The sequence below is a fragment of the Sphingobacteriaceae bacterium genome (assembly GCA_016715905.1).
Classification (GTDB): Bacteria; Bacteroidota; Bacteroidia; order B-17B0; family Aurantibacillaceae; genus Aurantibacillus.
Genome location: JADJXI010000004.1, coordinates 531,279 through 543,506 on the forward strand (window position 1 = coordinate 531,279; position 12,228 = coordinate 543,506).

The 12,228-nt window shown below is 34.3% G+C and carries 10 protein-coding genes; 6 read left to right on the forward strand and 4 right to left on the reverse strand.

Translation table 11 applies throughout. The features are described 5' to 3' along the window. From IPM51_06575 to IPM51_06585, 3 genes are all read left to right on the forward strand, one after another. Entirely contained in the window at nt 1-1,266 is a 1,266-nt protein-coding gene (locus IPM51_06575) for a dihydroorotase (protein MBK9283971.1), read from the forward strand. Between the two features lie 79 nt (nt 1,267-1,345). Further along, nucleotides 1,346-3,601 (forward strand): RNA-binding transcriptional accessory protein, encoded by a 2,256-nt coding sequence (locus tag IPM51_06580; protein MBK9283972.1) that lies wholly within the window; start codon nt 1,346-1,348, stop codon nt 3,599-3,601. After that, the gene (locus IPM51_06585; protein ID MBK9283973.1) at nt 3,601-4,347 is read left to right on the forward strand and encodes a shikimate dehydrogenase; all 747 of its coding nucleotides are present in this window, start codon (nt 3,601-3,603) and stop codon (nt 4,345-4,347) included. The genes IPM51_06580 and IPM51_06585 overlap by 1 nt, the downstream gene beginning before the upstream one ends. 12 nt (nt 4,348-4,359) lie before the next feature. On the opposite strand, the gene IPM51_06590 is transcribed toward IPM51_06585, so the two are convergent. The 4 genes from IPM51_06590 to rnhA form a co-directional block, all read right to left on the reverse strand. Continuing rightward, nucleotides 4,360-4,554, reverse strand: a complete 195-nt coding sequence (locus IPM51_06590; GenBank protein MBK9283974.1) for a hypothetical protein — start codon at nt 4,552-4,554, stop codon at nt 4,360-4,362. Nucleotides 4,555-4,583: 29 nt separating this feature from the next. Further along, the gene (locus IPM51_06595; protein ID MBK9283975.1) at nt 4,584-6,140 is read right to left on the reverse strand and encodes a bifunctional GNAT family N-acetyltransferase/carbon-nitrogen hydrolase family protein; all 1,557 of its coding nucleotides are present in this window, start codon (nt 6,138-6,140) and stop codon (nt 4,584-4,586) included. 108 nt (nt 6,141-6,248) lie between these two features. Continuing rightward, nucleotides 6,249-7,055: a mechanosensitive ion channel gene (locus IPM51_06600; protein ID MBK9283976.1), complete on the reverse strand. Its 807-nt coding sequence runs from the start codon at nt 7,053-7,055 to the stop codon at nt 6,249-6,251. Nucleotides 7,056-7,121: 66 nt separating this feature from the next. Next, nucleotides 7,122-7,601: a ribonuclease HI gene (gene rnhA / locus IPM51_06605; GenBank protein MBK9283977.1), complete on the reverse strand. Its 480-nt coding sequence runs from the start codon at nt 7,599-7,601 to the stop codon at nt 7,122-7,124. 153 nt (nt 7,602-7,754) lie between these two features. Between rnhA and sucD the strand changes: the two genes are divergently transcribed. The 3 genes from sucD to IPM51_06620 all read left to right on the forward strand — a co-directional run bounded on the left by sucD (nt 7,755) and on the right by IPM51_06620 (nt 12,222). Further along, nucleotides 7,755-8,645: a succinate--CoA ligase subunit alpha gene (gene sucD / locus IPM51_06610; GenBank protein MBK9283978.1), complete on the forward strand. Its 891-nt coding sequence runs from the start codon at nt 7,755-7,757 to the stop codon at nt 8,643-8,645. A 217-nt stretch (nt 8,646-8,862) separates the two neighbouring features. Continuing rightward, a complete protein-coding gene (locus tag IPM51_06615) occupies nt 8,863-9,567 on the forward strand; it encodes a SpoIIE family protein phosphatase (protein ID MBK9283979.1) in 705 nt (234 codons plus the stop codon). 246 nt (nt 9,568-9,813) lie between these two features. Next, nucleotides 9,814-12,222, forward strand: a complete 2,409-nt coding sequence (locus tag IPM51_06620; protein MBK9283980.1) for a transketolase — start codon at nt 9,814-9,816, stop codon at nt 12,220-12,222. Nucleotides 12,223-12,228: the final 6 nt, after the last annotated feature.

A 12,228-nucleotide genomic window follows, 5' to 3' on the forward strand; every position in this document is an offset into this window, starting at 1 on the left:
ATGAGCATACTCATAAAACAAGCCAAAATTATTGCCGAAGGAAACTCGCATCACCTTAAAACCATGGATGTTTTAATTGAGGGCGGAAAGATTAGCAAAATTGCTAAAAGTATTGAAGTTAAAGGCAGCACTAAAGTTATTGAACAAAAAGGTTTGTTTTTGTCAGCCGGATGGTTCGACTTGCAAGCGGTAGCATGCGATCCGGGTTATGAGTTTAAAGAAGATTTAGAAAGTATGATAAAGTGTGCTGCAGCCGGCGGATTTACCGGGGTGTGCATCCATAATAATAACACGCCAAGCCTAAGCGGAAAATCTCAAATCGAATACATTAAAAATAAAACCATCAATAAGGTAGTTGATGTTTTTCCATTAGGTACAATTACCGTTGACGCTAAAGGAAAAGAATTATCGGAAATGTTTGATATGACTCAATCCGGCGCTCTTGCATTTAGTGATCATAAACACCCCATAAAAGATTCAGGAGTTTTAATGAGAGCACTACAGTACTCCAATAACGCTAACACTTTTATTATTACACATTGTAACGACGAAAGTATTTCACTAGGTGGTCAAATGAATGAGGGCGAAGTATCGGTAAGTTTGGGTTTAAAAGGAATTCCGGCTTTGGCTGAAGAAATTATGATTGAACGTAATATCTCCGTACTTGAATATGCCGGAGGTAAAATGCATATTCCTACTGTAAGTACAAAAGCCGGACTTGACTTAATAAAAAAAGCGAAAAGCGCAGGATTAAAAATTACAGCAGGAGTTTCATCCATAAATTTACTTTTAGACGAAAGTGCTTTAAAAGAATTTGATACTAATTTTAAAGTAGATCCTCCATTACGTTCTAAAAAAGATGTACAGGCTATACGTAATGCAGTAATCAATGGATGGATTGACGTAATTGTAAGTGATCACCTACCACAGGATAACGAAAGTAAAGAACTTGAATTTGATTTGGCGGAAAACGGAATTATAAATCTACAAACCGCTTTTAATACTTGTATAGAAGCCCTTGGTAGCGATGCATTAGAACAAATAATTAAAGGCTTTACTAGTGGCCCCAGAGATATTCTTGGCATAAATAATCCGGATATTGAAGAAGGAGAAACGGCTAATTTGACCCTTTTTACATTGGATGAAAATTTCACACTCACCGAAAAAAACAATTATTCCCAATCCAAAAATTCACCTTTTTTAAATAGAACTATGAAGGGCAAAGTAATTGGAGTCTTGAATGGAAGTAAACAATTCTTCAACTAAATATTGTTCAATTTTCAATAAAAACTTGTTTTGATTTATTTCTTATAACAGGTTAATTTCAGTTTTTCTTATTGTACCTATGAACGAAGCTAAATTGTATTTTACTATTGCCGATGAACTAAAAATTGATAGCAGAAATGTTACGGCTACCGTACGATTATTGGATGAGGGCGGAACTGTTCCTTTTATTTCAAGATACCGAAAAGAAATGACCGGCGGTTTAGATGAACTCCAAATTTTACAAATCAAACACGAAATAGAAAGACTTCGGCAACTCGAACAAAGAAAGGAAACGATCTTAAAATCCATTGATTCACAAGGCAAACTTTCTGAGGAACTCAAAGAAAAAATTAATGCGACCCTCACCTTATCTGCGTTGGAAGATTTATACCTTCCTTATAAACCTAAACGCCGAACCAAAGCAACAATAGCTAAAGAAAAAGGACTTGAACCGCTGGCCTTATTTTTATTAGAACAAAGCAATGAGAATCCTTTTCAAGAAGCAGAAAAATTCATTTCCATTGAGAAAGAAGTAACAAACGCCGAAGAAGCCTTACATGGTGCACGGGATATAGTGGCTGAAATTATTTCTGAAAATGCTGCGGTTAGAGATGCTATTCGAGATTTATTTAAAAGAACTGCCATTATTAAAAGTAAATTAATTAAAGGAAAAGAAGAGGAGGGAGAAAAGTTTAAAGATTATTTTGAGTGGGAGGAAAAATTAGCTTCTTGTCCAAGTCATCGCATGCTGGCCATGAGAAGAGGCGAAAAAGAAGATGTGTTAATAATAGATATTCAGGTTGATAATGAAGATGCTCATCATTTAATTGAAAAAAATATTGTCAAATCCAGAAATGAAAACGCCAATCAGTTGAAAATGGCCATTGAAGACGGTTATAAAAGATTACTGCAACCCAGTATAGAAGCCGAAATGCGCGTACAGGCTAAGCTGCAAGCCGACGAAAAAGCTATTCAGGTTTTTGCCGAAAATTTAAGGGAGTTACTTTTATCGTCGCCATTAGGACAGAAAAACATTCTGGCACTTGATCCGGGTTTTAAAAGCGGATGCAAATTGGTTGCCTTAAATCGCGAAGGAAAACTTTTAGAGAATACCGTGATTTATCCTCATGAGCCACAAAGAAAAAAAGCGGAAGCTGAAATGATTGTGTTGGCTTTTTGCGAAAAACATAATATTGAAGCCATAGCCATTGGAAATGGAACCGCTTCGCGTGAAACAGAAGCTTTTATTAGAGCTATAGCGTATTTGCCAAAAACAATTCCTGTTATTGTTGTGAGTGAATCGGGTGCATCTGTATATTCTGCATCTGAAGTAGCGCGTGAAGAGTTTCCTGATCAGGATGTAACCGTTAGAGGTGCTGTTTCTATAGGAAGAAGATTAGCCGATCCACTCGCCGAATTAGTAAAAATTGATCCAAAATCAATCGGAGTAGGGCAGTATCAACACGATGTAGATCAGTTTTTGCTGAAAAATAAATTGGATGAAGTGGTTGAAAGTTGTGTGAATGCGGTTGGTGTTGAATTAAACACGGCCTCTAAGGAATTACTTTCGTATGTTTCAGGTATTGGTCCGGGTTTGGCACAAAATATTGTGGCATTTAGAAATGAAAATGGTGCGTTTAAACAAAGAAAAGATATTTTGAATGTTCCTCGAATGGGAGAAAAAGTATTCGAACAGTGCGCGGGATTTTTGCGGATTTCAAGTGCTTTAAATCCATTAGATAAAAGTGCGGTTCATCCCGAATCATATTACATTGTAGAAAAAATGGCTCATGATTTAAATTGTGGCATTGAAGATTTAATCACTAAGAAAGAAATACGTCAGAAAATAAAACTAAACGATTATACCAATGAGCAAATAGGTTTACCCACGCTAAAGGATATTATGAATGAATTGGAAAAGCCGGGAAGAGATCCTAGAAAAGACTTTGAACTATTTAGTTTTGATGAACATGTTCATGAAATTGCAGATTTACGAGAGGGAATGCGTTTGCCGGGAATAGTTACCAACGTAACAAATTTTGGAGCTTTTGTTGATGTGGGCGTGCATCAAGATGGATTGGTACACATCTCGCAATTGAGCGATACTTTTGTTGATGATCCGGCTAAAGTTGTAAAAGCCGGACAAAAAGTTTGGGTTACTGTAAGTGATGTGGATGTAAAAAGAAAAAGAATCGCCTTAAGCATGAAAGGCGAAAATTTAAATACAAATATTACCTCTAAGCATAAACAAAAAACGGAAGAGAAAGAAACGAGTTACAACCCTGAGAATATGAATGAAGCCTTAGCTGCCTTAAAAAATAAATTCAAAAAATAATGGCGGTAATATACGGTGTACTGGGAAAAAAGTTAAGCCATTCCTTTTCCAAAAAATATTTTGAAAATAAATTCAAAACGGATAATTTATCGGATTACCTGTATTATAATTTTGAGTTTGATCATTTAGATTTGTTTTTTGAACATTTAAAAACAAACACAGATATCAAAGGATTTAATATTACAAATCCTTATAAAGTAAGTATAATTCCCTATTTGGATGAAATTTCAGAGGAAGCTAAAGAGATAAATGCCATTAATTGTGTAAAAATTATTAACGGAAAAAAAATAGGATTTAATACCGATGCATTCGGTTTTTCCACCAGTATAAAACCATTTTTAGAACCCACGCATGAAAGAGCTTTGATTTTGGGTACCGGAGGTGCTGCAAAAGCCGTGGCTTTTAGTTTGAATAAAATTGGTATAACCAACGCATTTGTAACTTCAGATATTAATAAAAAAAATAAACAAACTTTCACCTATGATGAATTAGGGGAAGGACATTTCAAATCTTTTAAATTAATTGTAAACGCAACACCTTGCGGTATGTATCCGAATGTAAAAGATTTTCCAAAAATTCCTTTTGAACAAATTGAGAGTACTCACCTGTGTTATGATTTAATTTATAATCCGGAAAAAACTAAATTTCTTGAATTTTGCGAAGAGCAGGGGGCAAGTGTAATGAATGGATTAAGCATGTTACACCTACAAGCTGAAAAAGCCTGGGAAATCTGGAACGAAAGATAAAGTCTAAACGAGTTAAATTTTTATTTTTAGTTTTCGAGCTATTTTAGCCAAAATTACTCCTGTACTATATTGATCTAATGAGCCAAATATAGTTCCACATTCAGCGCATTGTAATAACAGAATCTTTTCGCTGCTATTAATTGGTTTACATTCGGCTAACTCAAATTTACCTCCGGCACAAATGCAGCATTTTGATTTTTTTGCCATATTTATTTATTTTATGATTAATAAATGATTTATATTTCATATTTAACGTCATCCTCAACATAAGTGATTTTGTAGAATCCCTGTTTTCTATCATTCCAGGTTTGTACTGATCCCATTTCTCTATTCCGCTTTAATAAATTTAAATCCAAATCTTGATAAATTAAAGTTTCTGTATTAGGCGTAGCTTCTGAAGCTATAGCTTCTCGATGGAATTCCACATCAGAAGGTGTGAAAATGGCTGCTTGTGAAAAATGAACATCCAAATTTTCAACATCCGGTAAATTGCCAACGCAGCCGGTAATTACTACATACACCTGGTTTTCTACCGCTCTGGCCTGACTGCAATAACGCACACGCAAATAACCTCGGCGATCATCTGTATTAAACGGCACGAAAATTATTTTGGCTCCTTTACTGGTGGCAATTCTTGCTAATTCCGGAAATTCAGAATCATAGCAAATCAAAATGGCTACTTTTCCCTTATCCGTATTAAATACATTTATTTTATTTCCACTTTTAACACCCCACCATTTTTTTTCATGTGGCGTAATATGAATTTTATATTGTTTTTCGTGTGTACCGTCTCTCCTGAATAAGTATGAAATATTGTATAAATTATCGTTTTCTACAGCAAAGTGAGAGCCGGCGATAATATTAACATTGTATTTAATAGCTAATTTGGAAAATAAATTTTCATAATGCGGTGTGTATTTATGTAGTTCACGCATAGCATCGGCAGGTTTTTTATAGGGCAGAAAGGATAATAACTGTAAGGTTATCATCTCCGGGAAAACAACAAAATCACTTCTGTAGTCAGATGCTGTATCTACAAAAAATTCACAATATTTTTCAAATTCCTCGAAATTTTTGATTGATCGCATTTGATATTGAATTGCACTTACCCGAACATATTGTCCTTCTGCATTTCTTCTTTCTTCTTTTGTTTTGTATCCAAAATTAGTCCATTCCAATAATGTTGCGTATCCAAGTGATTCTTTATCATTGGGTAAATAATCAGGTAAAACTTTTTTTAGAAAGAACCCATTTGAAAGTTGTGCTGTTAAAACAGGATCATAAATCACTTTATCGATTACCTTCTCCACATACTTATCAATGCCCATTTTTTTGGCGTGCTTATGGTAGTTAGGTAATCTACCGCCAATAACTATCTTCTCTAAGTTAAAACGTTTGGCAATATCTTTTCTCGCATCATAGAGCCTTCGTGATAATTTCATACCCCGATAATCAGGATCAACCATTATTTCCATTCCATAAAGGGTATCTCCATACTTATTGTGATTGGTAATCATACCTTGATCAGTTAATTCATTCCATGAAGCTGATTCATCATAGTCATCTATATTTAAAATAAGACTACATGAAGATGCAATGATACTTTTGCCGTACTGAAGGCAAATTTGTCCTTCCGGAAAAATACTAACTAGGCTGGTTAATTGCTCTATCGACCAAGGCTTCATTCCGGGAAAACATTTTAATTGAATGGCTATAATTTGGTCATAATCTTCAATTTTAATTTTTCTAAGTCTTAATTTTTTATGATTAATGGATTTTTCAGTTGGGTTCATAGTCCTGTGAATTTTTGATAGCAATAATCTTTATTTGTTCAAAATCGGATAAATTTAATTTTAGCTTTAAGTAATATACAATTTATTTTCGAGAAATCAAAATAAGAATTATTTAGAATGAATAACTCTTTGTGGAAATGGAATACTGATATTATTCTTTTTAAACTCTTTGAATATTTGAATGCGCATATCACTTTTTATGTTTTCAATTCTAAATAATTCTTCGGACCAAAAGAAAAGTAAAAAATCTAATGAAGATTCTCCGAAATTTTGGAAGCGAACAAAAGGTTCGGGATGCTTATTTGTTTTTGGATGATTAATGGCCACCTTTTTTAATATTTCCATCACCAATAAAACATCCGATCCGTAATCTACTCCAACAGCTATTTCAAATCGCGCAAACGATTTACTGTGTGACCAATTAATTAATTGATTCCGGGTTAAATCCGTATTTGGTAAAATAATGTTTTTATCATCCCTTGTTAAAACCTTGGTAGTACGGAGTTGAATTTCTTGTACTGTACATATCATTCCGTTTATTTCAATTACATCTCCCACTTTTACCGATGAATCTATTAAAATTATGATTCCGGAAATATAATCACTAAACAAGTTTTGAATTCCGAGTCCTAATCCAACCAACAAGGCTGCCGAACCCGCCATTAGTATTGATAAATCAAAACCAATCAATCTTAACGAAACGATAGATGCAATTACTAAAATCACATATTTTAATAATGTATATATCGAATACTTTTTAGCACCATCAAAACTTTCAACTCGGTAAATACTTTTCTTAATTACTTTTAATAATATAAAAACACATAGTATAAAACCCAACAACTTAACTACTGAATACATTTTAAGTTGTAAGGAATTAAATGTAAAGAGGGTATGATTTAAAAATTCGTGCATTTTTTCGTATACTGGGTAAAAATAATCATTTATCTTTTTTAAATACACTTAAAAAATTAAGTGCACTTATAAATTCAATGTTCCATTATTTAATGATTCATAATATTCATCCGCTTTCAGGTTCTCCGTTTTTGATGCAGCAACTGCTAATTCATCGCATCTGTTATTCTCCACGTTATCTGCATGACCTTTTACCCAAATAAATTCATGCGTTAAGGGATCATATACCTGTAACAAACGTCGCCATAAATCAGGATTAGCTTTTTTTTCGAATCCTTTGAGTTTCCAATTAAAAACCCACTTTAAATTCACTGCATCTACTACGTATTTGCTGTCAGAAAAAATTTTAACCTTTAACTTTTTATCTTGTATTGATTCCAGCCCCAAAATTACCGCCAGCAATTCCATTCTGTTATTCGTGGTTTTTCGAAATCCTCCGCTCAATTCTTTTCGATGTTTTCCATAAATAAGCACTATACCATAACCTCCGGGTCCCGGATTACCGCTAGCAGCGCCATCGGTATATAATTCAATCGCCTGTTCCATCTAATTGGCGTAAAGTTAGTTAATAATATTAGCTGTAGTGCCTATGTAATAACAAGTCATAAATTTTAAGTGATTTATTTCTGCCACACTTGTAAATTTAATTTTGTACGAATCTAAATAAGTAGTTATATTCGTAATTCAAATAAAAATTTTATGTCGGTATTAGTTAATAAAAATTCAAAGGTAATTGTTCAAGGGTTTACAGGTGGAGAAGGAACCTTTCACGCCACGCAGATGATAGAATATGGAACCAACGTGGTGGGTGGTGTAACACCCGGTAAAGGTGGAACGACTCATTTAGACAAACCAGTTTTCAATACTGTTGCAGATGCAGTACAAAATACGGGAGCTGATGTTTCAATTATTTTTGTACCGGCTTCATTTGCGGCTGATGCTATTATGGAAGCTGCTGACGCGGGAATTAAAGTAATTGTATGTATTACTGAAGGCATTCCGGTAAAAGACATGATTTCCACTAAGGAATATTTAAAAACAAAAAATTGCAGATTAATTGGGCCTAATTGTCCTGGAGTGATTACGGCAGGTGAAGCAAAAGTTGGCATTATGCCCGGGTTTGTTTTCAAAAAAGGTAAAATCGGAATTGTGAGTAAGAGTGGAACTTTAACATATGAAGCAGCGGATCAAATTGTAAAAGCCGGTATGGGAATTACAACTGCGATTGGAATAGGGGGAGATCCTATTATTGGAACACCTACTAAAGATGCTGTAGAGTTGTTGATGAACGACCCGGAAACCGAAGCCATCGTAATGATTGGTGAAATAGGAGGAAGTTATGAGGCTGAAGCAGCACGTTGGATAAAAGCAAACGGAAATAAAAAACCGGTAGTTGGTTTTATTGCGGGTCAAACAGCACCCAAAGGAAGAACAATGGGACACGCAGGTGCAATTGTAGGTGGAGCAGAAGATACAGCCCAAGCTAAAATGGAAATTTTAAGAGAAAACGGTATTGTTGTTTGTGAAAGCCCCGCTGATATTGGTAAAACAATGGTAGAGGTACTTAAAAAACAGAAAGTCGGCGCCTAAAAATCTATCTTAAAGCTGTCCTCTCGACAGCTTTTTTTATAAAATTTTATTCAACACTTGAGATTTTCGCTCATTCATTGTTAACATCAATTCTTAACAATAACATCACTTTTATTAATGTAGAAGTGTTTTTAGCGTAAAAAGCGATTAAGTAGCATAGTTAATAATTTTTTTTTTAGGACTTGACGGATTTCAATTAATGTTCTATATTTAAATCATGGAAACAGCAACAAAAAACTTCTTTATCCTCTACAAACCTAAAGATATTGTTAGTGGAGATTTTTATTATGCACAGGCACATAAACCAGCCGGAAGCAAAAATGAATTGTTTTACATCTGTACTGCAGATTGTACCGGGCATGGTGTGCCGGGTGCTTTGATGAGTATGGTGGGAATTTCTCGTTTAAATGAGTCTATTCTTGAAAAAAACTTAAAACATCCAAATGAGATTTTAGATAATGTAAGAAAAGGGATTATTGATTCATTAAATCCGGAAGGTAGTGAAGAAGAAAGTAAAGATGGTATGGATTGTGTATTATGTGTTTACGATTTCCCAAATAATAAATTAGAATTTGCTGCTGCTAATAATCCACTTTGGTTAGTGAGAGACGGACAGGTAACAGAATATAAACCGGATAAAATGCCCGTTGGTAAATATCATGATGAATTAAAACCTTTCACTTTACAGTCAATCGACTTAAAAAAAGGGGATACAGTGTATACCTTCACAGACGGATTTGCTGATCAATTCGGAGGGCCAAAAGGAAAAAAATTCAAATACAAACAATTACAAGAAATGCTTGTTTCTACTTGTCATTTGGCATTAGAAGAGCAAAAAGAAATTCTAAATAAAAAGTTTGAAGAGTGGAAGGGAAATTTGGAACAGGTAGATGATGTTTGTGTAATAGGAATTAGAATTTAATTTTAAATTGCAATAGAGTGTGAGCCGGTTTTATACCGGCTTTTTTCATGAATTAAACTGCAATTAAAGATATTATTGAAATTTATAACCTATAAACATTATTAGGCGCATTAAAACCGAAAATAAATCTACATTTAGTATAGTATTTTCGGATGGATAAACTTTATCAAAATTTAGCTTAATATTCAAGTCATTCTTATCATCATATAAGTCAAAATCTTATATTTGTAAGGTAAGTGCGCCAAAATGGAAAATGAAAAAAAGGCTTTCGCTTCAAGCAGTTTGAATTTCGACGATTTTAAAAAAATCGTGCTGAATGATTATCGCTTAATTAATGAAAGTAGACAGGCTAGTTTATTGGGAAGAAAAGAAGTGTTAACCGGAAAAGCCAAATTTGGAATTTTTGGTGATGGAAAAGAATTGGCCCAAGTTGCACTTAGTAAAGTATTTCAAAATGGCGATTTCCGAAGTGGTTATTACCGCGATCAAACTTTAATGTTTGCCATACAAGCCGTTTCAATAAAACAATGGTTTGCCGGTTTATATGCGCATACAGATATTCATTTCGAACCCATGAGTGCGGGACGACAAATGAACGGACATTTTGGAACGCATAGTTTAAATGATGACGGTACATTTAAAGAATTAATAAATCAAAAAAATTCGAGCAGCGATATTTCTCCAACAGGCTCCCAAATGCCTCGTTTATTAGGTTTAGCCTATGCTTCCCATTTTTACAGAGTAAATAAAAATTTACAACAACCTCCATTTACCAAGTTCAGCAGTAAAGGAAATGAAATAGCTTTCGGAACCATAGGTGATGCATCCACATCTGAAGGATTATTTTGGGAAACATTAAATGCAGCGGGTGTTTTACAAGTACCAATGCTTATTTCTGTTTGGGATGATGGCCATGGCATATCAGTTCCAAAAAAATATCAAACCACCAAAGAAAGTATTTCTGAAATCATAAAAGGTTTTCAAAGAGAGAATGAAGGAAAAGGGTATGAAATTTACAGAACCAAAGGATGGGATTATGCACACTTGTGTGAAACTTATGAAAAAGCCGCAAAAATTTGCAGAGAACAACATATTCCTGTATTGGTGCATGTTGAAGAAGTAACGCAGCCACAAGGTCACAGCACTAGTGGATCGCATGAAAGATACAAGAGCAAGGAAAGATTACAGTGGGAACTTGATTTTGATTGTATCAAAAAAATGAGAGAGTGGATTTTAAAAAATGCTTTACTCGATGAAAAAGAATTAGATAAAATTGAAGAAGAAGCCAAAGAAAGTGTTAGGCATGCAAAAAATGAAGCCTGGAATGAATATTTGTTACCCATCAAACAAGAAATTAATTCTATAGTAGAAATAACCGAAGAGTTTAAGGATGATGCTGTGTTAAGCATAATTAACGAACTGAAATCGATAAAAGAACCTATTCGCAAGGATATTCATTCTGCCGTTAAAAAAATTATCCGAAAAAGTATTGGCGCAGAAAATGAATCCAGAAAAAAACTTATTCTTTGGTTAGATAACGCCAAAAAGGAAAATCACGAAAGATACAGTACCAATTTATACTCAGAAACGATTCAAAGTTTAAAAAATATAAATGAGGTTGATGCAATTTATGAGAACGAAAAGTGGGTTGATGGAAGAGAAATTATTCGAGATAATTTTGATGCCGTATTGAAAAAATATCCGGAGGTTCTGATCTTTGGAGAAGATTCCGGAAAAATTGGAGGAGTGAATCAGGGTTTAGAGGGATTACAATTAAAATACGGAGAAGAGCGCGTATTTGATACCGGAATTCGTGAAGCTACTATTATGGGACAGGCCATTGGTTTGGCCATGCGGGGATTAAGGCCAATAGCAGAAATTCAATATTTGGATTATTTATTGTACGCTTTGCAACTAATGAGTGATGATTTAGCAACTGTACAATGGAGAACAAAAGGTAAACAAAAAGCACCTGTGCTTACTCGTACCAGAGGGCATCGCTTAGAAGGTGTTTGGCACAGTGGATCGCCAATGGGAATGATTATTCACGCTTGCCGTGGTATTAATATTTGCGTGCCGCGTAATATGACAGTAGCTTCTGGGTTTTATAATACTTTGTTAGAGTCCGATGAACCGGCTTTAATTATTGAACCATTAAATGGTTACCGTTTAAAGGAAAAACAACCATCTAATTTTGGCGAGTATAAATTTAAATTGGGGGTTCCTGAAATTTTAAGTTCGGGTAATGATGTTACTCTGGTAAGTTATGGAAGCACCTTAAGAATTGCTCAAGAAGCCATACAAACCTTATCCGATTATAACATACAGGTTGAATTGATAGATATTCAAACCTTATTGCCATTTGATATTCAAAAGAGCATCGTAAAATCTGTTCAAAAAACCAATCGATTGGTGGTATTGGATGAAGATGTACCGGGTGGAGCCAGCGCATTTATATTACAACAAATACTTGAAGTGCAAGAAGCTTATCGTTATTTAGATTCCAAACCAATAACAATTACCGCTAAAGAGCATCGTCCGGCTTACGGAAGCGATGGAGATTATTTTAGCAAACCAAATGCAGATGATGTATTTGAAATTATCTATGATTTAATGCGTGAAACAAATCCAAATAAATATCCAACAATCTATTAATCTTTG

Bases quoted from the DNA above. Each gene is read 5' to 3' on its own strand.
- IPM51_06615 (MBK9283979.1), top strand. From the start codon at position 8,863: ATGGAAACAGCAACAAAAAACTTCTTTATCCTCTACAAACCTAAAGAT.
- IPM51_06575 (MBK9283971.1), top strand. From the start codon at position 1: ATGAGCATACTCATAAAACAAGCCAAAATTATTGCCGAAGGAAACTCG.
- IPM51_06585 (MBK9283973.1), top strand. From the start codon at position 3,601: ATGGCGGTAATATACGGTGTACTGGGAAAAAAGTTAAGCCATTCCTTT.
- sucD (MBK9283978.1), top strand. From the start codon at position 7,755: ATGTCGGTATTAGTTAATAAAAATTCAAAGGTAATTGTTCAAGGGTTT.
- rnhA (MBK9283977.1), bottom strand. From the start codon at position 7,601: ATGGAACAGGCGATTGAATTATATACCGATGGCGCTGCTAGCGGTAAT.
- IPM51_06590 (MBK9283974.1), bottom strand. From the start codon at position 4,554: ATGGCAAAAAAATCAAAATGCTGCATTTGTGCCGGAGGTAAATTTGAG.
- IPM51_06580 (MBK9283972.1), top strand. From the start codon at position 1,346: ATGAACGAAGCTAAATTGTATTTTACTATTGCCGATGAACTAAAAATT.
- IPM51_06600 (MBK9283976.1), bottom strand. From the start codon at position 7,055: ATGCACGAATTTTTAAATCATACCCTCTTTACATTTAATTCCTTACAA.
- IPM51_06620 (MBK9283980.1), top strand. From the start codon at position 9,814: ATGGAAAATGAAAAAAAGGCTTTCGCTTCAAGCAGTTTGAATTTCGAC.
- IPM51_06595 (MBK9283975.1), bottom strand. From the start codon at position 6,140: ATGAACCCAACTGAAAAATCCATTAATCATAAAAAATTAAGACTTAGA.